16 protein-coding genes and 4 pseudogenes are annotated in these 25,049 nt (G+C 70.4%); 11 read left to right on the top strand and 9 right to left on the bottom strand.

The window, feature by feature from the left end:
* Positions 1–34: 34 nt before the first annotated feature.
* Positions 35–3,763 (bottom strand): S8 family serine peptidase, encoded by a 3,729-nt coding sequence (locus tag ACRWNP_RS30950; protein ID WP_431967211.1) that lies wholly within the window; start codon positions 3,761–3,763, stop codon positions 35–37.
* A 184-nt stretch (positions 3,764–3,947) separates the two neighbouring features.
* On the opposite strand from ACRWNP_RS30950, the gene ACRWNP_RS30945 reads away from it, so the two are divergent.
* Both ACRWNP_RS30945 and ACRWNP_RS30940 read left to right on the top strand, forming a co-directional pair.
* Complete coding sequence (locus ACRWNP_RS30945; RefSeq protein WP_431967209.1) at positions 3,948–4,682, top strand: SOS response-associated peptidase; 735 nt, start codon at positions 3,948–3,950, stop codon at positions 4,680–4,682.
* Positions 4,683–5,005: 323 nt separating this feature from the next.
* A pseudogene (locus tag ACRWNP_RS30940) lies at positions 5,006–7,401 on the top strand (N-acetylmuramoyl-L-alanine amidase); the annotation flags it as partial.
* Positions 7,402–7,547: 146 nt separating this feature from the next.
* Here the strand turns inward: ACRWNP_RS30940 and ACRWNP_RS30935 are convergent.
* Positions 7,548–8,141 (bottom strand): helix-turn-helix domain-containing protein, encoded by a 594-nt coding sequence (locus ACRWNP_RS30935; protein ID WP_431967207.1) that lies wholly within the window; start codon positions 8,139–8,141, stop codon positions 7,548–7,550.
* Positions 8,142–8,273: 132 nt separating this feature from the next.
* Between ACRWNP_RS30935 and ACRWNP_RS30930 the strand changes: the two genes are divergently transcribed.
* A complete protein-coding gene (locus ACRWNP_RS30930) occupies positions 8,274–9,302 on the top strand; it encodes an alpha/beta fold hydrolase (protein WP_431967205.1) in 1,029 nt (342 codons plus the stop codon).
* A 60-nt stretch (positions 9,303–9,362) separates the two neighbouring features.
* A pseudogene (locus ACRWNP_RS30925) lies at positions 9,363–9,626 on the top strand (SAM-dependent methyltransferase); the annotation flags it as partial.
* Positions 9,627–9,778: 152 nt separating this feature from the next.
* On the opposite strand, the gene ACRWNP_RS30920 reads toward ACRWNP_RS30925, so the two are convergent.
* From ACRWNP_RS30920 to ACRWNP_RS30905, 4 genes are all read right to left on the bottom strand, one after another.
* Positions 9,779–11,080, bottom strand: coding sequence for an amidohydrolase family protein (locus ACRWNP_RS30920; protein WP_431967203.1), 1,302 nt, complete (start codon positions 11,078–11,080; stop codon positions 9,779–9,781).
* 147 nt (positions 11,081–11,227) lie between these two features.
* The gene (locus ACRWNP_RS30915; RefSeq protein WP_431967201.1) at positions 11,228–12,424 is read right to left on the bottom strand and encodes a serine hydrolase domain-containing protein; all 1,197 of its coding nucleotides are present in this window, start codon (positions 12,422–12,424) and stop codon (positions 11,228–11,230) included.
* Positions 12,425–12,498: 74 nt separating this feature from the next.
* On the bottom strand, positions 12,499–13,266 hold the full coding sequence (locus ACRWNP_RS30910) for a response regulator (RefSeq protein ID WP_431967199.1): 768 nt from the start codon (positions 13,264–13,266) through the stop codon (positions 12,499–12,501).
* Positions 13,263–14,486 (bottom strand): sensor histidine kinase, encoded by a 1,224-nt coding sequence (locus ACRWNP_RS30905; protein ID WP_431967197.1) that lies wholly within the window; start codon positions 14,484–14,486, stop codon positions 13,263–13,265. Before ACRWNP_RS30905 ends, ACRWNP_RS30910 begins: the two co-directional genes overlap by 4 nt.
* Positions 14,487–14,862: 376 nt before the next feature.
* Here ACRWNP_RS30905 and ACRWNP_RS30900 point away from each other — a divergent pair.
* A pseudogene (locus ACRWNP_RS30900) lies at positions 14,863–15,486 on the top strand (MFS transporter); the annotation flags it as partial.
* Between the two features lie 308 nt (positions 15,487–15,794).
* On the opposite strand, the gene ACRWNP_RS30895 reads toward ACRWNP_RS30900, so the two are convergent.
* A complete protein-coding gene (locus ACRWNP_RS30895) occupies positions 15,795–16,910 on the bottom strand; it encodes an alpha/beta fold hydrolase (protein ID WP_431967195.1) in 1,116 nt (371 codons plus the stop codon).
* Positions 16,911–17,379: 469 nt separating this feature from the next.
* On the opposite strand from ACRWNP_RS30895, the gene ACRWNP_RS30890 reads away from it, so the two are divergent.
* Positions 17,380–18,366: a nitrilase-related carbon-nitrogen hydrolase gene (locus tag ACRWNP_RS30890; RefSeq protein ID WP_431967193.1), complete on the top strand. Its 987-nt coding sequence runs from the start codon at positions 17,380–17,382 to the stop codon at positions 18,364–18,366.
* A gap of 176 nt (positions 18,367–18,542) precedes the next feature.
* Complete coding sequence (locus ACRWNP_RS30885; protein ID WP_089228957.1) at positions 18,543–18,785, top strand: acyl carrier protein; 243 nt, start codon at positions 18,543–18,545, stop codon at positions 18,783–18,785.
* Positions 18,786–19,217: 432 nt separating this feature from the next.
* Here the strand turns inward: ACRWNP_RS30885 and ACRWNP_RS30880 are convergent, their stop codons facing one another.
* Together ACRWNP_RS30880 and ACRWNP_RS30875 are read right to left on the bottom strand one after the other, a co-directional pair.
* Positions 19,218–19,718 carry an SPW repeat protein gene (locus ACRWNP_RS30880; RefSeq protein WP_431967191.1) on the bottom strand — a complete coding sequence of 167 codons (501 nt, stop codon included), beginning with the start codon at positions 19,716–19,718 and terminating at the stop codon, positions 19,218–19,220.
* A 1,192-nt stretch (positions 19,719–20,910) separates the two neighbouring features.
* Complete coding sequence (locus ACRWNP_RS30875; RefSeq protein ID WP_431967189.1) at positions 20,911–21,483, bottom strand: dihydrofolate reductase family protein; 573 nt, start codon at positions 21,481–21,483, stop codon at positions 20,911–20,913.
* Between the two features lie 619 nt (positions 21,484–22,102).
* Here ACRWNP_RS30875 and ACRWNP_RS30870 point away from each other — a divergent pair.
* The 4 genes and pseudogenes from ACRWNP_RS30870 to ACRWNP_RS30855 form a co-directional block, all read left to right on the top strand.
* Positions 22,103–22,477: a VOC family protein gene (locus ACRWNP_RS30870; protein ID WP_431967252.1), complete on the top strand. Its 375-nt coding sequence runs from the start codon at positions 22,103–22,105 to the stop codon at positions 22,475–22,477.
* A 641-nt stretch (positions 22,478–23,118) separates the two neighbouring features.
* Positions 23,119–23,559, top strand: coding sequence for a CBS domain-containing protein (locus ACRWNP_RS30865; protein WP_431967187.1), 441 nt, complete (start codon positions 23,119–23,121; stop codon positions 23,557–23,559).
* A 320-nt stretch (positions 23,560–23,879) separates the two neighbouring features.
* Positions 23,880–24,172: pseudogene (locus tag ACRWNP_RS30860) on the top strand (zinc-binding dehydrogenase); the annotation flags it as partial.
* Positions 24,173–24,523: 351 nt separating this feature from the next.
* The coding region (locus ACRWNP_RS30855; RefSeq protein WP_431967185.1) for a cupin domain-containing protein at positions 24,524–25,049 on the top strand (526 nt) is incomplete at its 3' end.

Below are 25,049 nucleotides of genomic sequence, written 5' to 3'. Positions count from 1 at the left end.
GGGGAGTCCTCTCCCCGGGGCCCGACACTGCGGCTCATCGCAGGCCGTACGCCCGGATGATCTCGTTCTTGACGCCGAAGCCGCCGTCCGTCTCGGCGCTCGCGCGGATCGAGAGGAAACCGCCGGGTTTCTTCGCCGTGCGGAACGAACCCGTCCAGTAGCCGTCAGTGCCCTTGGTCAGGTTCACCTTCCGCCAGGTGGCGCCGTCGTCGTAGGACACGTCCAGCCGCACCGCGGTGACGTTGCCGGGCACTGTGCCGGAGTCCATCGACACCGGCTTGAGCGCGATCCGCCGGTTTGCATGGGCCTCGACGTCGCCGTGCAGGTCCGTCTCCGTCTTGTACTCCAGGTTCAGGACGGGGAACCGCTCGAAGAAGTCCGAGTCGACGGTGTCGGACATGAAGGTCCACTCGGTGTGGGTGCGTGTCGACAGGCGGAAGACGTCGGCGGGCCGCTCCGCGTCGAGGACGGCGCGGTAGGGCAGGTTGCCCGCCGGCACCTCCACCCACTGCATGTCCGTACTGCGCGGGTTCTCGTGGATCAGCGTATCGCCCTGGAAGATCCGCAGGCGGGTCGGCGTCTCCCCCCACGGCAGGTAGCCGCCGAGCCGCATGTTGTCGCTGGAGGAGGCCCATGCCTGCACGTTCCACGTCATGTAGTTCTGCCAGCGGGAGTTGTACACGCCGAAGGACTCGCCCTGGCCGGGCCTGGCCACCGGAGCGAACCAGTCCAGGCGGGTGGTGCTGCCCTTTGCGTAGGTGTTGTCGCCCGACACCATCGCCCACGGCAGGTTTCCGTCGACGCCCTGGGTGTGGAACTCCCGCCAGACCTGGCCCGGGGTCACCCATTCGGTCCGGGTGCCGGGATGCCACTCGAGCTCGGGGAGGTTGAACGACGGGTTGAGGGTGAAGTCGGACCGGTAGCCCTCCGCGGAACCGCCGCCCGTGGCCGCGTAGTAGCGGGCGTCGATCCGGGCGAGATCGGCCTTGGCCGGCTTGTAGACCAGGGCCCGGTCCGGCACCCGGCCGGGGTAGTCCCGGGTCAGGTCGTAGACGAACGGTGTGTACCGGGTCTGCTTCACCGTCAGCCTGACGTGGCCGGCCTTGGCCAGTGACACGAGGGTCCTGCCCGCGTCGCGGTGCACGGTGGCGACCGGAATGGGGCACTCGCCGACGTCCTCCACCAGGCCGCCCGCACCGTCGTTGACCACGATCAGCGCCTTCGCCCCGGCAGCGGCCGCGGCCGCGGCGCGCTCGTCGGACGCGACTTCGTCACTGCGCTCGACGACGGCCACCTTGCCCTCGGCGCCGGCCTTGGCGTAGTCGGCTGCCGCGCCCTTGCCCGCGTAGACCGCGGTCAGCCGGTCCGTGCCGGTGCCCAGGGTGCTGCCGGCCTGCACCAGCGTGTCGAAGCGGAGGCGGCCGCCCATCGCGCTCAGGCCGAGCAGCGGCTCGCCCTTGCGCCAGCGGGTGACCATCGTGAACTCGCCCTGCGTCATTGGCTTCGTGGGGGCGATGTAGACGTCGTCGTACGTCTGCGGCAGTACATAGGCCTGGCGGTAGTCCATGAACGCGTCGAAGCCGGTGTAGTGGACGTTGAAGTCGACCTTGCGCTGGCGGTCCTCGGTGCGCTGCGGCGCCTCGGTCCGCAGCAGGTGTGCCTTGCTCGCGTCCAGGACCACGTCCGCGGAGGCGTCCTTGAGCACGGTCTCCGGGGCGACCAGCACGGCCAGGCCCGAGCGGTCCGGCTTCTCGCCGGGCACGGGGAGGTGCGCCGCGACGGTGTACAGGCCGGGTGCCATGCGCATGGTGGTCGAGCCGTCCACGTAGACCGACCACGGCCAGAGGTCGCCGGCCAGGTTGATCGCGACCCAGCCGGCGGCGGGCTTGCCGTCCCGCCCGACCAGTTCGATGTTCAGGTCGTAGCGCTCGTCCTCCTTCAGCAGTGCGAGGGAGGTGCGGGTCACCGGCTGCCCGGTGGTCGCGTCGGTGCCCGTCACGTAGCCGACGTGGCGTCCGGCCGGGGCGGTTCGCGGGTCACCGGTCACCGGGACGGCTGCGGTACCGCCCGCCGGGACGGTCACCGTGGTGACGCCCAGTGTGAACGGGCCGTCGGCGTCGGTGAGCGCCAGATTCAGCGTGACGTCGGCGGTACCGGTGTTGGCGAAGGTCAGGTCCTTCGTGACGGCGACGTCGCTCGGCTCGTGCGGCCATGTGTGGTTGCCGAAGAAGAGCGATCCAGTGCCGCGAACCGTTGCCCGGACGGCGGCGGCGACGTCGACACGACCGGTGCCGACCTCGTACGGCGAGTACTGGTCGGCCAGGCCTTTCGCGGTGCTCATCAGGTGTTCCTTGAGCTGCGAGCCGGTCCAGTCCGGGTGTCGCTGGGCCAGGACGGCCGCCGCGCCGGCCACGTGCGGGGTGGCCATCGAAGTGCCGCTGAGGGTGCGGTAGAGGCCCTCACCGCCGTCGGTCATCCTCTGCGAGCGGGCCGCGGTGATGTCCACGCCGGGCGCCGCGATGTCCGGCTTCATGCCGCCGGAGTGGGCCAGCGGGCCGGTGCTGGAGAAGTCCGCGAGCTGGTCCTGCTTGTCGGTGGCGGCCACGGTCAGCGCCGAGCCAGCTGCCCCCGGGGCGGATATGCTCTCCGGCCCCGCGTTGCCGGCGGCGATGACGAACAGCGTGCCGTATTGCGCGGAGAGCGCGTCGACCATCTGCGACATCGGGTCGCTGCCGTCCGTCGCGTACGAGTCGCCGAGGCTCATGTTGACGACGGCCGCGCCGGATTCGGCGGCCCATTGCATGCCGGCCATGACCCAGGAGTCCTGGCCGTAGCCCTCCTCGCCACCGAGCACCTTGCCGACGATCAGGTCGGCTCCCGGGGCGACGCCCTTGTAGTCGCCGTCGGAGGCGGCGCCCGATCCGACGATCGTGCCGGCCACGTGCGTGCCATGTCCGTTGACGTCGGTGACGGTCTCACCCGGCACGAAGCTGGCCGCGTCGTCGACCCTGCCGGCCAGGTCGGGGTGGCCGACGTCGATGCCGGTATCGAGCACCGCGACCTTGACGCCCTTGCCGGTGAACCCGGCCGCCCAGGCCTCGGGCGCGCCGATCAGCGGCACGCTCTCCTTGAGTTCGGTCTTCACACGGCCGTCGAGCCAGAGCTTCGACACTCCCGCGCCCAACCTCGTGCCGCCCCGCGGGGCGAGGCTGGTCCAGAAGGCGCGGGTCTGCCGCTTCTCGGTGCTGAGCGCGGCACCGCGGATGCCCCTGAGCCTGCGCGTCAGCTTGCTGCCGCGGGGAGCCGTCGGCTCGGTGGCGGCGCGGGACTTCGCCTGGTCGTATGTCGCGATGAGCGGTACGGCCTTGGACTTCGTGTCGTCGTAGCCCATTGCGATGAGGTCGGTGACGTTGAACAGCCGCCGGTCCAGCTTCCCGGCGCCCAGCAGCGGCATGACCTCGTCCGGAACGACGAACAGGTCACCCCTGATCTTCCGGAGCTGCACGCCCCCGACGGCACCGTCCGGCCGGTCGACGTCGGCGGTCTGCTTGCCGTCGGCCATCGTGGTCACCGTGACGACGTCACCGGTGACCAGGGTGACCCTGTGGGTCGCCGAGGGCCCGGCGGGGATGGGTGGTTGGTTGGGAGCGGCTTGTGCGGGCACCTGCAGTGCGGTGAGACCCGTGGCCAGTAGCGGCACCGCCATGGCGGCCCAGAGCAGTCGCCGGCGCCGGAGGACGGAAAGTGGTGAGGGGGAGAACATGCCATGGATCTATAGGCCCGCGACGGCGGGGTGAAGGCCTGCCGACGACAAGTTATTGCCATGGCAATGACTTGCCTGCACGCGGGATGGGCGGGCCCCTTGCCGTGGTCCCGCCGGAAGCCGACCCGCCTGGCGCGGCGGAACCACCACCGCTGCCGGAGCGCGACGTGGCAGGCTGGTGGGCATGTGCGGCCGCTATGTCTCGACCCGACGTCCCGAGGACCTGGTGCAGCAGTTCCGGGTCACCGAGTGGAACCCTGAAACCCTTGTGGCACCCAACTGGAACGTTGCCCCCACGAACAGCGTGTGGTCGGTCGTGGAGGGCGTCGACCGGGAGACCGGCGCACTGGAGCGGCAACTGCGACCGCTGCAGTGGGGCCTGGTCCCGTCCTGGGCCAAGGATCCGGCGATCGGCGCCAAGATGATCAATGCCCGGATGGAGACGGTCCACGAGAAGCCCGCCTACCGCCGCGCCTTCTCCAAGCGTCGCTGTCTACTGCCGGCCGACGGCTTCTACGAGTGGGTCGCCGTCCCGGCCACCGAGGACAGGAAGGCGTACAAGCAGCCCTACTTCATCAGTCCGGAGGGCAGTGACGAGGGCATGGCCTTCGCGGGCCTGTACGAGTGGTGGCGGAACAAGGATGTCGCCGGCGACGACGACCCGGGCGCCTGGCTGGCCACGTGCACGATCATCACCACCGACGCCACCGACGCCGCCGGGCGGGTCCACCCCCGCATGCCGCTGACCATCGCGTCCGCCGACTACGACGCCTGGCTCGACCCCGAACACCAGGACCCCGACGAACTCCGCGCCCTCCTGACCGCGCCGGCCGACGGCCACCTGGCCGCCCGCCCCGTGAGCACGGCGGTCAACAGCGTTCGCAACAACGGACCCCACCTGCTGGACGCCCCAGCCTGACGAGGCCGCGCCGCTCCCCCGGGAGGAGGCGTGTCGTGCCGGCCGTCATGGCGTTCGTTCCGGCGAGTTCCTGGCGGTCGACTCGCCAATCGGTCACACGATGCGCCCGGGGGGGCTGCCTCCTTCGGGCCAGTTCCGGTCGCATGACCCGCGGCAGCACCGGGGGCGTTGGGCAACCACGACAGTGTCATTGAATTGCCGAGTGGGCATCCGTCCCTCGTTCCGACCGCCGAAAGGCGGCCACACATCTTGCCTCACGCCCGGCAATGCGCCCGCAGCCCGTCGCAACCGCACTGTTGATCCTGGCCCTTCCAGACAGTGTGATACGTTCATCCGGCATCGAGCACGAGGGGTACGCCGCGCACGGCGCCCAGTGGTACACCGAGGCGCAGTACCAAGCGACGGCCGACCCAGTGCGGTACTTGGCCGAGTGGTACGACATTCCGCTGAACCGTCAGCACGTCACGGCCATGGCAACGTTATGGCGCCGGCCGAAGCCGGGAGCGGCCGGCTGGACGTCGCGGCGGCAGCACGGGCCGGGGTCTTCGCGTCGGCGACCGCCTACGCGGCCCAGTACAAGGGCGGCGCCCTCCAGCGCCCGGTGACCTACACCAACGTCACCGACGCGCCGGTCGCGCTCACGCTGTCCGTCGACGCGGCGCACGCCCCGTCCGGGATGTTCCGCCTGTCGGCCTCCCACGTGGTCGTCCCCGCGCACGGCAGCGCCGACGTCACGGTGACCATCGACGGCTCCGACGGCACCGCCAAGAACCACTACTCGGGCCAGTTGCTCGCGACGGACGAGTCCGGCCAGGCCGTGGCGCACACCGCCGTCTCCCTCGGCTTCGCGACGATGCACAAGCTGACCCTGACGTTCAAGGACTTCGAGGGCAATCCCACGTCCGGCGAGGTCCAGATACTCAGGGCGGGCGACAAGAACCCCTTCGTGATTCCGGTCGGCCCCTCCGGCACCGAGGAGATCTTCCTGCCCGACGACGTGTACTCGGCGCTCTCCTACCAGGAGGTCCAGGGCGTCCACGGTCCCCATTCCAGGGGTCTGGCCTTGCTCGGCGACCCTGACGTGCTCCTGGACCGTGACACCACCGTCACGTTCGACGCGTCCAAGGCCGAGCGCATCGGCATGAGCACCCCGCAGCGCAGCGACGTGACGTTCCAGAAGCTGGGCTACAACCGTGTCATGAACGGCGTCAGGTCGGGTCTGTCCGCGGACAGTGTGTACTACGACAGCATCTGGGCGCAGCCGACCACACACGAGGTCACGCACGGGGACTTCCAGCTGACCGCCCGTTGGCGCGGCGAGAAGCCGGCGCTCGCGGTCTCCACCGGCACGACCGAGTACCCGGGCATCCTGCGTCAGGAGGGCATCACGCCGCTGGCCAGGGGCACCTACAAGTTGCCGCTGGTCTTCGCCGGCCAGGGTTCGGGGGCGGACTACGCCCAACTCGACGCACGCGGCAAGGCCGTGGTCGTCCGCCACAACGACGACGTCAGCGACATCGACCAGGCGGCCAACGCGATCGCCGCGGGCGCGAGACTCATGCTGGTCGTGGAGAACGGCTACGGCCGCCCGCTGCGCTCCTACGCGCCGCTGGGCCGGCGTCCGGTCGCGCTTGACGTCGGCCTGCTCGGTACCGAGGAGGGCGAGAAGCTGATCCGGCAGGTCAAGGACGGCGAGGCCAGGATCACCGTGGACTCCGAGACCGCGAGCCCGTACGTGTACGACCTCGCGCACGTCTGGCACAACGAGATCCCGTCGAAGATGACGGTCAAGGGCGACACGAAGAACCTGGCCAGGATCGACGTCACCTTCGCGAGCCCGAAGCCGGACGCTCCCGGCGGCGAGTTCCGCTTCGAATGGCTCGACGGCGTCGACTGGACCGCCGGTCCCGTCATGCCGGAGCCCTCGCACGGGAAGCGCACCGACTGGGTGTCCACCACCGGTGTCCGCTGGCACCAGGAGGCGTTCGCCGAGTCCATCGGGTTCGAGGAGGGAGCCAGGACCGCCTACCGGGCCGGCAGCAGGCAGTCCGAGGAATGGTTCAAGCCGATCCAACGGCCCTTCCTGAACGACACCTTCTTCAACAACCTCCCGCCCACCCGCAACGGCGACCGTCTGTACGTCGACATCCCGGCCTGGGGCAGCCGCGACCACGTCGGGTGGAACCAGGACCCGGCCGGCACCCAGCAGCAGACCCTGTACCAAGGCACCACCCAGTTGGGCCAGGGGAACTTCACCAACGTCTGGGGTGACGCGCCGAGCGCCGGCAGGCTGCCGTACAGGCTGGTCGTCACCAGTGAGCGCGACGTGGCCTACACTCCGTACTCCTCGCGCACGCGTACCGAGTGGGACTTCACGTCGGAGGCGCCGACCGACGCCGCCACCGTGGTGCTGCCGCTGGTGCAGCTCGACTACGCAATCGCCACGGACGCGGCGGGACGCGCGGGGCGGCACGACACCCTGTCCGTCACCGCCGCCCACCTGTCGCGCGCCGGCCTCGCCGGCGAGCTCGGCGCGGTCGGCCTTGAGCTGTCCTACGACGACGGCCGGACCTGGCACAAGGCCGCCTGCGGCAGCGACGGGCGGTTCCGCCTGGACGCCCCTGACAAGGCGTCCTTCGTGTCGCTGCGGGCGAGCGCCAAGGACTCGGCGGGCAACGCGGTGCACCAGACGGTGATCCGGGCCTTCGGCCTGCGCTGAGGCGCGGCCGTTCACGGCAGCCGCAACGGGTGCGGCCGGTCCGTCCGCGGTGGAACGACCACCGCGGACGGACCGCGCACACGTCCGTCACCGCCGCCCACCTGTCGCGCGCCGGCCTCGCCGGCGAGCTCGGCGCAGTCGTGGCGCTATGTGGCGGTCGGCTGCACGCGGGGCCGCAGGCGTTCACCTTGGGGCCCGTACATGATCAGGTATTCGACTGGTGCGCCGAGGCCGGCGTTGGCGACTCCATGAGGGGTGCGCGTGTCGAACTCGGCGACCTCTCCGGCGGTCAGGACGAGGTCATGGTCGCCGAGTGCCAGCCACAGCCGCCCGGACAGCACGCAGAGCCATTCGTATCCTTCGTGCGACGCCTGGCGCGGCCGTGGGGGCAGGTCGTCGATGGCCGGCAGGACGTGCTTGTGCGCGTGCAGCCCCCCGACATAGCGGGTCAGTGGCAGTACCGCCTTGTCGTCCGCCGCACGCGGCACCGGGCGGGACGGAGCAGGTGCCGGGGCCCGCGCGGTGCCCGCCAGCGCGTCCAGGGGGACGCCGTACACCTTCGCAAGGCGCAGCAACAGTTCCAGATTCGGTTTGCGCAGGCCCTTCTCGACCCGTGACAGCGTGCTGGAGGCGATCCCGGTGGCCCGGCCGACCTCGGAGAGGGTGTGTCCACGTTGCTCGCGCGCGGCGCGCAGGCGCGGCCCCATGGCGGCCAGGACCGCGGCGACGTCGTCCGCCATTCCGCTTCACCTCTCTCGCTGATCGCCCCTGACCTGCCATTTTGCCAGTTTGTCAACGCGGCTCGCATCCCCGCCCGGCCGCAGCGCATGATCGACGGGTACCGAGGTCCATGGGGAACCCGAGGGGAAGCCATGCATCAGCCCACGCCGTCCGGCGAACCGCGCCACCACACCGTCGACGCGCCTGCCGGACGGCTGCACCTGGTCGAGCAGGGCAGCGGGCCGCTGGTCCTGCTCGTCCACGGCTTCCCCGAGTCCTGGTACTCCTGGCGCCACCAACTCCCGGCGCTGGCAGCGGCGGGATACCGGGCGGTGGCACCGGACGTGCGCGGCTACGGCCGCTCCTCCAAGCCGACGGAGACCAGCGAGTACCGCATGCGCGCCCTGGTGGAGGACAACGTCGCCCTGGTGCACGCCCTGGGCGAGGAGAAAGCGGTAATCATCGGGCACGACTGGGGCTCGAACATCGCCGCCACGTCCGCCCTGCTGCACCCCGAGGTCTTCCGCGCCGTGGGCCTGCTCAGCGTCCCCTACGCCCCGCCCGGCGGGCCGCGCCCCAGCGACGTCTTCGCGCGGATGGGCGGAGACCAGGAGTTCTACGTCTCCTACTTCCAGCAGCCGGGCCGTGCCGAGGCCGAGATCGAGCCCGACGTCCGGGGCTGGCTCGCGGGCTTCTACGCCGCCCTGTCCGCCGACACCATGCCGGCCCAGGGACAGCCCGACCCGCACTTCGTCAGCGGCGGCGGAACCCTGCGCGACCGCTTCCCCACCGACCGGCTCCCGTCCTGGCTCACCGAGGCCGACCTCGACCACTACGCAGGGGAGTTCGAGCGCACCGGCCTCACGGGAGCACTCAACCGCTACCGGAACATGGACCGCGACTGGGAGGACCTCGCCGAGTTCCACGGATCCCCGTTGACCCAGCCGTCCCTTTTCATCGGCGGCACCCTGGACGCCTCCACCACCTGGTTGTCCGACGCGATCGACGCCTACCCGGCCACCCTGCCCGGCCTGGTCTCCTCGCACCTCCTGGACGGCTGCGGCCACTGGATCCAGCAGGAACGGCCCCAAGAGGTCAACAACCTGCTGATCACCTGGCTCGCGGCACTGCCTCAGCCGGCACAGAGCCGGATCGTTGCGGCCGCGCCTTCGCCTGCCTGAGGTCCGGGGGCGGAGCCGCCCGTCAACAGCGCGTCAGCCGGCCGTCGCGCGGGCACCGGGAGCCGTCGCGGCAGTCGGACGGGGCTGACGCTGGGCTCGCGCGGCGTGCTCGAGCGCTTCGGCGCGGACGCCGCACCGGGATCAGCGGCGTCCATGTGGGTCTCGGAGATGCCCGACGACCCGGTGGGCTGGCTGGCCGGGCACGGCTGGGAGGCCGACAGCCATACCCTTCGCGAGCGCGCTGCCGCCTACGGCCGCCCGATCAGCACCCCGCCGCAGCGCGAGGAGCGGCCCGGCGGGGTCATCTCGGCGGTCCGCCGGTAGAGCGCTTCCGGTTCGGCGGTGAACGATACGGTCCCTCGCCCGCCGCCCGGGATGCCCCTCAAGACGCCGGGGCCCGCCAGGGACTGTGCCTCGGCGTGGGAGCTTCGGGAGAGGAAGCCGCTTCGCCGGCCGTTGCCTTGCTCGGCCCCGTTTCAGCCGGCCTTGTCCGGGTCGAAGCCGTACCGGCGTTCGCGGACCGCAGCCACGGCCTTGGCGACCCGGGCGTCGAAGGCGTCAAGCTCTTCCGCCTCGGCCATGTCGGGAACGAAAACACGCCGGTCGCATGGGACGCCCGCTCGCCAGATCCGTTCGATGGCCCGGGTCGCGGTGATGTCGGTCAACGGGTCGCCGGACACGAGCACGAGGTCCGCGCGCCGGCCGGCTGCGACGAGACCGCGGTCGGCGAGCAAAAACACTCGTGCCGGAGCCGCGGTCGCGGCGTTCAGCGCCTGTGCGGGCGTGATGCCGCAGCGACCGAGCAGTTCCAGCTCCCGGTGGAGACTCGCCCCGAACGCCGTTCCCGGGCTGGGGGCGTCGGTGCCGGCCAGGATCGTGACGCCCGCGTCGACCAGACGACAGGCATTCTTCTCGGCACGGGCATAGGGCGGCAATCGCTGCCCACGCCGCCCTGGTGCACCGGAGGCCAGCCGCCGCACCTGTGCGTCCCCGAGTTTTCCGACCAGTCGCGGGTCTGCGACCACGGCGGCCCCGCCCGGTTCGCCCAAAAGGTTCTCGAGGGTTGCCAGCGTCGGGCCGACCGCGATCCCGGCCTCGGCCACCCGCTCGGCCAGGGCTCTGTCCAGTTCGCCGTCCACGGGCACATGCGCGATGACGTCGACGCCCGCAGACACGACCTGGCGCATCCCGGCCACGGAATTGACGTGCGCGACGACCACGAGCCCGCGACCATGGGCAGCCTGGGTCAGCGCGGCGATCGTCTCCAGATCCAACGACGGCGTCGCCCACGGACCCGCTGCGCCCGAGGGTCCGAAGATCTTCACATAGTCCGAGCCTTCGGCGACCCGTTCCGCGACGAACTGCTCGGCCTGTTCGGGGCCGGTCAAGGTCGGGAACGGGTCGTACATCATCGAAGGATGCCCGCCCGGCGCAGTGGCGCCGATCCCCGCAGAACGCACATCGGCCACGTCCGACCGGGCGCCGGCCTGTTCCTTGGCCACGGCCATCGCGCCGGCCTGGCTGAACATGTCCAGTGCCGTGGTCACACCGAAGGTGAGCCCCTGCGCCAGGGCGCCGGGCACGAGGTGGATGTGCGAGTCGATCAGCCCCGGCAGGATGGTGCCGCCTTCCGCGTCGATCACCACGTCGCCGCCTCGGGCAGTGGGACCGGTGGCGCAGTCGGTGATGATGCCGTCGGCGAACCGGACCGACGTCCAGTCCCGCAGCCGGGTGCCGTCAAAGACTTTTGCGTTGACGATCGCCGTTGCCTTGGGCACGAGGCCCCTCCCGAACGAATACACTTGATGGTCAGGGGCGGGACGGTACAACGTCACGCGAGGTCAGGCCAATGCGCGCCTCCCGGCCGGGGAGGGGCTCCCCGTCCATGGCGCCAGGGGTCGCACCCGCGCGCGGCACCGGCGACTTCACGTGGACGGGGCCCCGAACGTGGCCACGATCAGGGCCATTTCCGTGGAGTTCATGGTCCCGCCCTTCGCGTCCGTGGCACCGACGTTCATCACCATCGTGCGGGACAGGTCGCGGGTGGCGGCGATCACGCTGGTGTAGCCGTACCGGCTGCCCGTCTTGCCCCAGACCTCGCGGCCGCCGAGATCGATCCTGGACAGCCCCGCGCTGTAGGAGGCCGGGGCGCCCGAGCCGTACTCGCGCACCGACGCCCCGGGCAGGGTGAACATCTCCTCCAGTTGCGTACGGGGCACCACGCGACCGGTGAACAGCGCCCGCAGGAACCGTTCCAAGTCGGCGGTGGTGGAGATGATGTCGCCCGCCGCGTAGCCCTCCGTCTGGCCCCATATCGTCACGTCGCGGAGTTCGGTCGTGCCATCGGGGCGCGGAAAGGCCTGGTATCCGTGGTTATGGGGGCCCTTGATGCGCGGGTCGGTGCCGGGGTAGGAGGTGTTCTGAAGCCGCAGCGGCCTCAGGACGCGCCGGCTGACCTCCTCGGCGTAGGCATGGCCGGTGATTTTCTCGATCAGCAGTCCGAGCACGGTGTAGTTGATGTTGAGGTAGTGCTGCTGGGTGCCGGGCGCGAACTCGGGTGTCTTCGCGGTCGCGTTCCCGACCATGTTCTCGGGCCGGTAGACATCGAACCGGTGGGCGTAGGCCTCCTCGACGGTGTCGCCCGGCATGTCGGCCGCCGGGATGCCGCTCGTGTGGTTGAGCAACTGCCGTACGGTGACGGCCCCGTACTCCGCGGGTATCAGTGCCGGCAGGTAGTGACGTGCGGGCGCGCCCAGGTCCACCTTTCGCTCGGCGGCGAGCTGGAGAACGACCGCTGCCGTGAACACTTTGGTCACCGAGCCGGCCCGGAAGCGGGCCTGTGGATCGGCCGGGCGTCCGCTGTCCAGGTCGTGCACGCCCGCGCTGCCGCGCCAGGTGCCGTCTGTGCCGCCGACACGTACGAGCGCGGCGGTGGTGTCGGAGTCGGGCAGGGAGCCGAGCGCCGCGCACAACGCCTCGGTGTCGAGCCCGCCCGGGTGTGCGGCGCAGCTGTACGAGGACGGCGACGGGGGCGCGGTGGCCACCGCCGCCTGGGCCGTGGGGAGGGCCACGGTACTCAGGGCGAGGAGCGCGGCAAGGGCGGTACGGGTCCGGGCGTTCATCTCTTATCTCCTGACGACGGGAAACGGCGCGAGCCGTTGCCTGCCATCCTGTTGGATCACAGCCCCCGAGTGGATCACCCGCGCGAGCGGTCTTGGTGCGGAGGCCGGCTCGCCCGTGCGGGGGAGGAGGCGGGCCCGCCTCCCCCAGGCGAGGGATCGCGTGACGGCAGTCCGGCTGCGGCCGGTGCCCCCGTGGTCACGAGTCCGGTCTCGTACGCGCAGATGACGGCCTGGATGCGATCCCTGAGCCCCAGCTTCGCCAGCACGTTGCCGACATGGGTCTTCACGGTGTGCTCGCTGACTGTCAGCGCCGCCGCGATCTCGGCGTTGGACAGTCCCCGGGCGAGATGCAGCAGGGTCTCGCGTTCGCGGGCGGTCAGCACGTCGAGCAGATCCGGCACCGGCGCCCGGGCCGGGCCGGGCCGGCGCCTGTATTCCTCGACCAGTCGGCGCGCGACCGAGGGGGCGAGCAGGGAATCGCCCTCGGCCACCACCCGCACCGCGTGGACCAGGTCGTCGCGCCTGACGTCCTTGAGGAGAAAGCCGCTCGCCCCCGCGTGCAGCGCCTCGTACACGTACTCGTCGGAGTCGAAGGTGGTGAGCATGATCGTTCGGCAGTCGGTCGCCGTACTGATGGCCCGGCACGCCTCGATCCCGTCCGTGTCCGGCATTCTGACGTCGAGGAGCGCCACGTCCGCGCCGTGGAGCCGCGCGGCCTCGGCCGCCTCGGCGCCGTCAGCCGCCTCGGCCACCACCTCGATGCCGGGTTGGGCGTCGAGGATCATGGCGAAGCCGCTGCGCACCAGTTCCTGGTCGTCGGCCACCACCACCCGAATGGTCACCCGTCCACCTCCATGAAGTCATCAGCCAGCGGAAGCCGCACTCTCACCCGGAATCCCCTGCCGTCCGGGCCGGGGCCCGTCTCGGCGGTCCCGCCGTGCGCCGCGGCCCGCTCGTGCAGCCCGATCAGTCCGTGCCCCGTGCACCCGCCCGGCCGGCTGCCGGTGCCGACCGCGGCCCCCCTGCCGTTGTCGGTGACCGTGACCTCCACGGTCTCGACGCCCAGTTCCACGCGCACACTCGCGGATTCCGCGGACGCGTGCCTGACCACGTTGGTCAGCGACTCCTGCACGATCCGGTAGACGGTCGCCTCGGTGGCCGGCGGCAAGGACCCCGGAAGGCCCACGGCCACGTAATCGACGGCGAGGCCGCCCGAGGCCACCTGTTCCACGAGCAGCGGAAGATCGGCCAGAGCGGGCAGGGGTTTGCGGAGCGCGGGTTCGGGGGCCTTCATTTCCTGCCTGAGCACTCCGAGCATCCTGCGCAGCTGTGCCATCGCGTCACGCCCCGTCTCGGAGATGGCCTCGAACGCCGCCTCGGCACGCTCCGGCGCCGTACGGACCGTGACGGGGCCGGCCTCCGCCTGCACCACCATCAAGCTCACCGCGTGCGAGAGGATGTCGTGCATCTCCCGTGCGATCCGGGCCCGTTCAGCCGCCGCCGCCTGCTCTCCCTCGATGCGGTTCGCCCGTTCCAGCTGGGTTGCCCGGTCCTCCAGGGCAGCCGTGTAGGCCTTCCGGGTGTGCGTGAGGCGGCCGAACCCGTACGCCGCGCCGAAGAGGAACAACGAGAACAACAGCTCCCTGGCCTCACCGGAGTTGAGCGCCACCGACGGGAAGATCAGCGCCAGCGTCCCCGCGCCCACGGGGATGCGCCACCTGGCCGGGGTCAGCTCGGCGACGGTGTAGAGCGCCACCAGAGCGTTGTACGGCAGGGGCTGCCCCGGCCCGTCGAGCGTGAACCGGTAGAGCATTTGCGCGGCAAGGACCGCGGCGAGCACGGTCACAGGCGCCCGGCGACGCCACAGCAGGGGCACCACACCGAGCGTCGTGAGACCGTACGACGCCCAGGTGGCGGGCGGCAGTGACGGCGCGCGCGGCACGACGAACGGAATGGTCTCGGCTGCCAGCACGAGCAGCATCAGCCCCGCGTCCACCGTCCAGGAGTTGGTGAGCGGCTGACGGAAACGGGAGGCGAAGCGCCTCAGGTGGTCGGCCGGCATCAGGGTTTTCTGGCGACCAGGCCGAACTGCGCCACCTCCGGACCCTGTTCGGCCTGTCGGTCGGGACGCCGCCGCTCACCGCTCGCCGTGCCCTCGCTCAACTCTGCCAATCCGCACCCCCTGCACCGTGAGTCTCGCTCCTGACCTTGCCAGGCTCCGGCCCGGTACGTCGACTCTGCCCGGTGCCGATCGCGGGTGGGCAGTCATCTCCCCGCCCTTGAACTCGCGAAGGAGCTCGGCTCCCATGGCTCGGGCGGCTCTTCCCGGGGCATCAGCGGGAAAGGCCGATGCGCCGGGAGATCATGGGCCTCGGCTTGGCCGGAGTAGGCACCCGCGGCGGAATACTTCTCCAGCCGGTCGGCGGCGGTGCCGCTCCACTGTGCTCGCCCACCTTGCAGCGGCCGCCTTGGCCTGGTCGGTCCACGTGCACGCGGATCCAGCGCAGGCCGCCCCGGACACGGACCGCGACGCACCCCGGATGCTCGCGCTGCTTGCCGCCGATGTGGTCCACGTCCTCTGCCTCGACGTCCCCGAGATCGCCCTCCCTCTGGTCCTGGTGACGCGGCTCCAGGTGTCCCCGGTGGGGCCGGCAGCCGTCTTCGTGGCCAAAACGGTCCTCATGTCCCGCTTTGCCCGGCGGACCGTGCCGGCACTCTCCGGCGTGGTGCCGGCCGCGTCCTGCCTCGGTTTCCTCGCGGCCACCTCACTGGGACACGGCTGGGGTATCCCGGCCATCGCCGCGGTATCCGTGATCTGCACGATCGGCGAGATCATCTAGACAGGCAGCGCCACCGCGCTCGTCACCGCACTCGCCCCGGCCCATGCCCTCGGACGCGCCCTCGCCCGCTTCCAGCTCTCCACGGGCTTCGCCCTCGCCCTCTCCCCGGCGGTCGTCACCACGCTCGCACCACACGGCCCGGCCGCCCTCCGGGGTGGCCTGGCCGCCGCGACGCTCCTGTCCGCCTCCGCTGTTGCCACCGAGAAGGGAGGAGGAACGCGGCAGCGCAGGATCCGGCTCGGATGGCCCGTCGCCGCCGACGAGCGCCGCGACGGGACCGGACGGCCACACCGTGAGGGAGGACGTTGTGAGGCTTCGCGGGCCCGGTCCCGGCGTCCGAGCCGATGGCGACATTGGCGCCGTGCTTGTGCAGGTTGCCGTAGACGTCCAGGACGGATGGCACGCGTTCCGGCACTGCCGTCTTGCGTGCCTTCGGAGCCAGGCGCGGCCCGGCAGGAGGCGGAACACCCCTGGGGCCGGTGTGCCGGCCAAGGGATCCGGTACCGGCGGTCCAGGTCGCCCTTACGGCGCTACCGGCGGCTCCTCGCCGCGGCGGTGGCGCGGTAGGGGGCGAGGAACGTGGTGAGCGCCGCCAGCAGTTCCTGCGGGGCCTCCTCGGCAACCCAGTGGCCGCTGCCCGGGATGACCAGGGACTGCACGTCGTCGGCCGCGAGCCTCATGGTGGTCGCCACACCCTCTCCGACGCTTCGCGCTCCACCGATCGCGAGGACGGGGATGGTCAGGTGTCGCTTCACACGGTCGGCGTTCTGCGTGAACGTGGTGTCGAGGGCGCGGTACCAGCCGAAGCTGCCGCTCAGGGCGTGACGGTGGGAGGTGAGGGATTCGATGTAGTACCGGATGGCGTGGTCGGGCAGCTTTCGCGCGGCCTTGGTGTCGAGCTGCCAGCCGAAGTAGACGTCTTCCCGGCCCGCGACCAGGAGTTCGTTGACGTCGTCGAGCCGGTTGAAGGGGAAGTGCCAGAGCATGTTGTTGGCCTGGGCCGGGCCGAGCAGCGGCGGTGAGGGCGTCACGCCGGGAATGACGGCTTCCGCGACGGCGAGACGGTCGACGCGGTGAGGGTGGTCGGCTGCGAGCGCGTAGCCGATCGGCATGCCGGTGTCATGGCCGACGACCGCGAACCGCTCGTGACCGAGGGCGTCCATCAGCGCGGCCAGATCCGCCGCGAGGGTGGCGGTGTCGTAACCGTCGCGGGGCTTGTCGGTCAGCCCGATGCCACGCTGGTCCACGGCGATGACCGTGTGGTTCCGCGCCAGCGCCGGCATGACCATGCGCCAGGCGTACCAGTTCTGCGGCCAGCCGTGTATCAGGAGCAGGGGCGGCCCGTCGCCGCCGACGACGGCGTGCTGACGTATGCCACCGGCCTGGATGAGCCGGCTGGTGAACGTCCGACGAAACCCTGCGGGCAGCCCGGGGACACCGGACACGGAGCCGAAGCCCTTCGGCATCTGCCCGGGAGCGGCCGTGGCGGGCGGAGCGGAGAGACCGGTGAGCGCCAGACCCGCAGCGACGGCTGCCGCGCCGCCGACGAAAGCGCGGCGGGAAACCGGGCGCCGCGCCTGGGCCGGGTGCGATGACGGCATGCCGGGACGGTCCTGGCCGGGCGGTTCGACAGGGGAGGTGTTCATGCTCGGTTCCTTTCGCAATGTTGATCAAACGGCGCAGCGGTGCCGGGCGCCTGGAGGCGAGGCGTGCGCGAACTGGTGGATTCGCGGGTTCGCGGGGCCTGGAGACGGGGTGCGACCCGTGGCCGATGCCATGAGGTTGCGCCTACGTGAGCCACCTTGCAGCAATAAGAGCATATGCTCCTACTTTGGGAAGGGCAACGCGGTGCGCTCTGGATCATCCTGGAGGAAGGCCCCGGCGCCGCACGGCACGAAAGGCGCGCCTCCCCTTTACCCTTCCACAATAGGAGCATATGCTCTTAAATGAGAGACGGCACGCCGAGGCCACCCGAAGAGAGCGGTCAGCGCGCAACTCAGCACCTTCCCCGGCTCCACGCCCCCTGAGGCCAGTCCCCGTGCCTGCCGAGCTCCGCCTCCGATCATCGCAACCGCCGATGGATCGCCGACCCCGCATCGCGAGAAGGAACACATCATGACCCTTGTGAAGGCAGCAGCCGTCCAGATCAGCCCCGTGCTCTACAGCCGTGCGGGCACGCTCGCCAAGGTGGCGGAGAAGATCCGGGAGCTGGGACAGAAGGGTGTCCGGTTCGCGGTCTTCCCGGAGACCGTTGTCCCTTACTACCCCTACTTCTCCTTCGTGCAGCCGCCCTACATCATGGCCAAGGAGCACCTGCGGCTGATGGAGGAGGCGGTGACCGTGCCCTCCGCCGACACCGCCGCGATCGGCACGGCGGCCCGCGAAGCCGGCGTGGTCGTCTCGATCGGTGTCAACGAGCGTGATGGTGGCTCCCTTTACAACACACAACTGCTGTTCGACGCCGACGGCACGCTGCTCCAGCGCCGCCGCAAGATCACGCCGACGTACCACGAGCGCATGGTCTGGGGCCAGGGCGACGGCTCCGGGCTGCGTGCCGTGGACAGCGCCGTCGGTCGCGTCGGCCAGCTCGCCTGCTGGGAGCACTACCAGCCGCTCGCCCGCTACGCCCTGATCGCCGACGGTGAGCAGATCCACGCCGCCATGTTCCCCGGCGCGTTCGGGGGTCCGCAGTTCGCCGGGCAGATGGAGGTCGCCATCCGCCAGCACGCCCTTGAATCAGCCGCCTTCGTGGTCAACGCCACCGCCTGGCTCGACGCCGACCAGCAGGCCCAGCTCGCGGCGGACACCGGCGCCCCGGCCGGCGTGTTCTCCCAAGGGTTCTTCACCGCCATCGTCGACCCCGAAGGCGGCATCATCGGCGAGCCGCTCACCTCCGGTGAGGGAGAGGTGATCGCCGACCTGGACCTCACGCTGATCGACCGGCGCAAGCGCCTGATGGACGCCCGGGGACACTACAGCCGTCCTGAATTCCTCAATCTGCAGATCGACCGCACACCCACCGCCCCGCTGCTCGACCGCAGCACCCAAACGCCGGTCCAGCCCGTCCACATGCCCGACGACGGCCTGCACTCCGAAGCCTGAGGCCATGCCGCGTCAGGAGGCGTTGCCCCTGGGGGGCACACCTCCTGCCCGGCGCCACGGTACGTCGGGACCGGCCGGCCTCGAGGTGTCACACGCGCGCAAGCCCAGGAATCGGACCGTTTGTGTGGTTTTCACGTGGGCAGGCGTGGGGTGCCCTCACGAAACGGAGGAGAACCATGGCGACAGGTGAGACAGGATTCAAGGACGTCGCTTACGACCTGGTGTCGGTCCAGTACCACTCATTGAAGGCTGGACATGACTACGGGCAGTACGTCCGGGACGCGAAGAACGCCGGGGAAACCGAGATCGCGGACTTCTTCCAGGACGTGATGCGGGAGGACTCCGAGCGCGCCGCTCGCTGCCACGACTTCCTGACGGAACTGGCGGAGAAGGGCGACATCGGACCGGCCGCGTCCTGACCGACCCCCTCACGCACCTCTGCAGCCGAGGACGGGCCCCTGCGACGTCGCGGGGGCCGACCCCGGTGACCATCCCCGGCTCACGAGCCGCCGCCCGGGCGGACAACCCCTACGTCTGAACCCCGGCTGGAGCGCCGCGCTCGCCGCGCCAGGAGCAAGAACCGGGTGGCGATGCCGGCCGGAAAGCCCAAGCAGGACAGCGCCCCCCGCGGGATGCGTGGTCAGCTCATCGCACCCAGCCGGGCGAGCCGCTTGATGGGCGGACCTCGGGCGGCCCCGCCGTGGACAGGGCGGTGAACGCCGGCGGGGCCGCGCGAGGCGCCCGCCCGGTCCTCACCACGTAACCGGACGGGCTGCTGTGGGGCTTACGGGCTGCGCTCCGCGTGGGCGGGTCGGGAGGCGGAGGAGCCTGGTCGGGGCACGTGCTCCTGATCACCGTCCCGGGCCGCCTGTCTGCGGGGAGCTGCGGAAGCCGCCTCCGCGGTTTGCGGTCATGCCCTGGCTTCGGTCGAGGCGGCTGCCGGGACGCATCGACGCCGCGGCAAGCGCGAGCATGAGGCCGATCACGCCGACGATCACGTTGTTGGCGATGGTGCGGGTTGTGCTGACGTCGCCGGCGACGCACCAGGGCGAGATGATCACCCAGAGCGCGATGATGGCGGATGCCCAGGCCTTGGAATGGGTGCGGTCGAAGCCTCGCCCGACGCCACCCATGAACAGCGCGTAGGCAATGCCCGCGATGAGTGTGCTGACCGTGATCGACGACAGGCCGTTGAAACCCACGATCCACGGTGAAGCGGCCAGGTACGTGCCGGTGACCAAGCCCATGGCTTCCGTCGCCTGGCCCCGGTTGGTAGCGGTCGCCCGCTCGTACTCGTCCCGAAGTTCCAGCAGATCAGGATGCTGCTCGATACCAGGTCGCGTATGAGTCATCCAGACCATCTCCCGTCAGACATTTGCCTGGTAGCGGCTACCCGCGGTCGTCGAACGGCCGCGATCGGGGCCGAGTGGGGAGGGGCCCCGATCAAGGGCGCCGATCACCGAGGGGCGAGGGCCCTTCGGGGAGCCACCGTACGGGCAGGGTTGCGGCGCTCCACGAGGTCGCCTTACCGCTCGTGAGTCGCCGAAACCCGCGTGGCTGTGATCCTCATGTCGCGTCCGACTCCGGCGGCGCGACGATACCCACGCGCAGCGGACCAGGCCGTCGAGCCGGCCGACGAGCATGCTGCTGTCGAGCCCGCCCACGCTGGGGCCCGGGCCTTGTGGAAATCGCACCCGGTCGGGCGGACACTTGCGGCGGCTCCTCCAGTCAGCGAAGGACGCAGACGGGGCGGCAGTCGTCGAAGGTGCGCCCGCTTTCGGCACTCGCCGAGGTTCCCCACCGCGCCGCCCGCTGCGGTGGGAACCTCTTGGGCCGACCCAGAGCTGCGAGCCGTGCTGGAGCACGCCCCCGCTTGGGCGACGTAGGCAGACGCGGGGGCCGCAGGACAGGATGCGGGGGAAGCCTGGTGGGAGCACGCTGGACAACGCGAGTCGGGTGGTCGTCCCACCGGCGACGAGCGGTGGCCGACGCGCGGGAGGGCTCTGGGAGTGGCCCTCCGGTGATCCTGCGGCGCGTCGGCCGCGAGAGCGGCAGGACCAGGAATACGCTCACACCGTTGTCTACGGCCACCTCTGCGGACACGGCCCAAGGGCCTCGCTGGCGACGCGGGGCCCTTCTTCATACGGTGGGCGGTGCCGCTCGAGGTCCGGCGATGACGGGGCGCTGTGACCGGGCGGCATTCCCAACGGCGCACGGCGGGCCACCGCTACGGCGACAGCACCTTCGGCACATGCCGGCGAGCAGCGGACCCACGCCGGACCCACCAGCGCGGGCTGCCGGAGTGAGGCCGACGCGCGCGCTGACACGACGGGCGGCCTCGTGGCGGACCTGCCGCGGCCGAGGTACGTGCGAAGAGAGCGAATTGCACTTCGGGTCGTGGAGCTCACGCGGCAGGAGATCGTCCGAGACCTCGCGACGGACGTTCACCGGCGTGAGTCCGCGGATGCTCCGCCGCCAACGAGATCGAGGTGCGTCAGCGGCGGTCGGGACGAGCAGCAACCCCGGGAGTCTGCACCGCGAGCGTCAGCGGACGACGTCAAAGACGTTCTTCTGCAGGCCGTTCGCGTAGACCTCGTGCTCGACCAGCTTCAGCTTCTGCGTGTCCTTGTCCGTCGCGCTGAACAGGCGCTTGCCCGCACCGAGCAGCAGCGGGAAGACCAGCAGGTGGTAGCGGTCGATCAGACCCGCGTCCGAGAGGCTCTGGTTCAGGGACGCGCTGCCGTGGACGATGATCGGCCCGCCCTCGGTCCGCTTCAGAGCCGCGACCTCGTCGAGCGAGCGCAGGATCGTGGTTTCGCCCCAGTTCGACACCAAGTCGTCTTCGGCAAGAGCGGTCGAGACGACGTACTTCGGCATGGTCTTGTACTCGGCGAACTCCACCATGTCCGGCCACACGGGGCTGAACGCCTCGTAGCTGACCCGGCCCATCAGGATCGCGGCCGCCTCGCTCTGCTCGCGCCCCTTGATCTCGTATGCCTCGGGCACGAACTCGACGTCCTTGAAGGTCCAACCGGAGTTCCGGTAACCGGGTTCGCCACCCGGGGCCTCCATGACTCCGTCGAGGGAAATGAAGGCGGTGCTGATCAGAGTGCGCATCACGGCTCCTTGGTCTCTCATGTCGGGTGTTCGATCGCTTGGTGCCCATTCAGCCACCCTCGGGCGGCAGTTCGCCACAGGCCGGGTCGACTTCTCAACCTCGATCCCGGTGTGTTCCCAGGATCCAACCGACAAAAAATTTTGTCAAGGCAAATCGAGTTGTCGGTTTGCCTCGACCGGGACACGTCTCGCAACGCCTCGTTACCGCGCCGGGCCCGGTGCGCCAGCCGACACGAGCTCTGATCGCGGTTCCCGGCGTCAGGATGGCTCCCGCTTCGTCCGCGTCCTCTGTGTCGGCACGCTGCTGGAGGACGTCAGTACTCTCCGTGTCGGTACGTGTCCAGGCCACGCAGACCTCCTCCGTGGGGGTCAGCGGAAGGCGCCCGGGTCGAGCCGGCACGCAGCCGATCACTGACCCGTTGTCGCAGCCGGCCAGATCACATAGGGTCCCCCACGTGAACACCGGAACGGCGCAGAGCCACGCACGGATTGGCCACCCGGTGGACGGCTGACCGCACCCTGGGTGCGGAAAAGGCACCCGACTTCGGCACGCGGACCTCCCAGTGCTCCCGCACCACGAGTCCCGTTTTCCGTGCCGAACGACAGCGAGGCCAGCCACATGCCAGTCACGTTCAATCACACCATCATCGCCGCCAAGGACCGAAACGACTCGGCTCGTTTCTTCCGCGAGCTGCTGGAACTTCCCGAAGCACCCTCCTGGGGCCCGTTCACCAACATCCAGCTCACCGACGGCGTACTGCTTCAGTTCGCCGAACCGCCGGTGGAGATCCAGATGCAGCATTACGCGTTCCTGATCGACGACGAGCTGTTCGACCGCGCGTACCAGCGGCTGTGCGATCGCGGCATCGAGCACTGGGCCGATCCGCAGATGCGGCGTTCAGGCGAGATCAACTACGAACACGGCGGTCGAGGAGTGTACTTCAAGGATCCCGCCGGTCACGCGATCGAGCTGATCACCCGCCCGTACCTGTAACCGTCGCTGTGCCTGGCCGGGCACCTGGAACACGGCGGCCGGCCAGGCAACCACCGTGCCCGGACTCTCATCCGGGCTCGGCAGCACGTCCAGGAAGCGATTGGGCCGCCCCGGAGAGGGTGGCCTGCGGACGGTTCAGCGGCCCACTCCGGCTCCGCGAAGTCGTCACCGCAGTTCCTCATGAACTCGTCGTGGAGCACTCGCGTCCAGACGGCGAACGGCGACTACACCCTGTCACCGGACGTCAGAGATCCGTCCACGGGTGGACACGGAAGTAAGCGTAGAGGCAGGCCCTTTCAGAGCCCTTCGCCAGGCACACGTCGAGGGTGCGACCAGGGATGCCGAGGGCTGCCGCATCCGGTACCGCTGACGGCCTGACGTCGCCGGGGATGTCCTGCAGATGCGAGCCGGGTGGGCGAAGCCGATGCTGGAAACAGGGGGTGCCTTCCCACGGCGCACCCTTCCCATGAACGACAGGTCGCAGCGGGGGCCCGGGCGCCCACGCCAGGGAGTACGAAACGATCGACGAGATGCCTCCGGGCAGGCCCACGTGCATCCGCTGCCGCAATGGACCCGACTGCCGTGACCGCAGGCACCTTCGGCCTGGAGCCCGCGCCGGCTGGGCGGGCGAAGGAGAGACAATGACGGGCAACACTCAGCTCACGGCCAGGGACATCATGTCCGGCGGTGTCCAGTGCGTCGGCGCGCATCAGTCGCTTCGGCAAGCGGCAAGGATGATGCGCGACCTGAACGTCGGATGCCTGCCCATTTGCGGGGACGACAACAGGCTCACGGGTATGATCACCGATCGCGACATCGTCGTCCAGTGCGACGCGGAGGGCATCGACCCCGCAACGGTACAAGCGGGAACTCTTGCCGGTGACCTGCAATGGATCGACGCGGACGCCGGTGCCGACGAGGCACTGCACGTGATGGAGCAGCATCAGATCAAGCGCCTGCCCGTGATCGACACGAAGCAGGGTCACCAACTGGTCGGCATGATCAGTGAGGCCGACCTCGCACGCAATCTGACGGATACTCAGATAGCGGAGTTCGTGACCCGGGTGTACGTCAGCACCTGACCGGGTGGGCCTGGGCCGCGGACGGGGCGGCCGTCTTCCTGAGCTCTGACGTCCATGCCGGCCGGGCAGGCCTGCACGCCCGTCGCGATGAGCGCCACGCCGCATCGGGGCGGATGCTTCGGGGGCGTGTCACCTGCCTCGGCGGTTCGCGCGTCGGCGCGTGGACGGCGCCGCCCACGGTCAGGCGCGGGCCGCCGCGGATGCCAGTCGTGCCGATGGCGGTAGCGGCGCGAGGTGATGGCAGGCCTCGAGCGCCTGGATCACCAGGCTCGCAAAGCGGCGGGGCCATGACCTGGCGGGATCGTTGGTGCCTTGCGTCCTTCGACAGACTGAACCCGAACGGTCGGGTGGTGGCCGTGGGTGCTGTCGCGGGCCGGCCGCCCGCGGACTTCGGCACGAAGATCATGGCGGCGTTCCGGAAGTCGCTGTCCTTCGCCGCCTTCAGCGCGGCTGCCCCCCAGGCCGACCTGCGTGCCGTACGCAGCGAGCAGTTCCCGCAGCCGGTGAGATCGCAACGGTGGCACATGAGGTGCTGCCGCTGGACCAAGCCCTGCCGGCGCACCAGAAGATGGCCACGGGTGAGGTCTTCGGCAGGCTCGTGCTGACGCCGTAGCCGGCGGCCGCGGACCGCCTCGCTCTCCTGAGCCGTCCGGAATCACGGGCGTGCCCCTCCCGGCCGCGTACGGTGGACGAGGAATCCACACGGGGGGCCGAGGCCCCTGACGTCCTTGGCCGAGCCGGTGACGTTCCGCACGACATCCGGCACCGTCTGCGGTTACCCCCCAGGGCCGCGTTGCGGGTGTCCCGCGGTCTCCGGTTCGCGTTGCTGCGGATATCCCACAGTTCCCACCCAGTGGCAGCCATCGGTCGACATGCGGATTTTACGGTGGATTCAGAAAGGGCTGCCGGAAAACGCCGGCCAGACGTGCCAGGCGAGCCCAGGCAGCCCGTTCCGGAGGGCATCGTGATCGAAGCATTCTGCACAGACATCCAACCACCCGCCGAGAGGGCCGAGTACTGGGGGGACGCCGTGCGCAGGGCGTTCACCCGGCTGGAGATCCGCACCCAGGGTGCGGCAGGGCTCCACGGGGAGATCCGCCGGGCGTGCGTGGCCGGCGTCCAGGTCGGCTCCCTCGAAGCGAGCCCGCAGCAACTGGCGCGCACTGCGCCCCTCATCGCCGCCGACGGCGACGCCTCACTGCTCGTGAGCCTGCAGCACACCGGCGGCAGCATCGCGGTCCAGGACGGCCGGGAGACACTGGTGGCCGCCGGCCAGCTCGTCATCCTCGACAGCCGAAGGCCCTACGCCCTGGCCTTCACCGGCCCGGTGCGACAGCACCTGGCCACGGTCCCGCGGCAGATGCTGGACCTCCCCGACTCGCTCCTGCGCCAGGCCACCGGCCGCACGTACTCCCGCCGCGGGATCGGCGGGATCCTGGCGTCCTATGTGAACAGTCTCGTCACCGTGACGGACCACTGCGTCTGCGCGA

This window comes from Actinacidiphila sp. bgisy160 (genome assembly GCF_965342435.1).
Lineage (GTDB): Bacteria > Actinomycetota > Actinomycetes > Streptomycetales > Streptomycetaceae > Actinacidiphila.
This window is presented reverse-complemented; position numbering and strand designations above follow the sequence as displayed.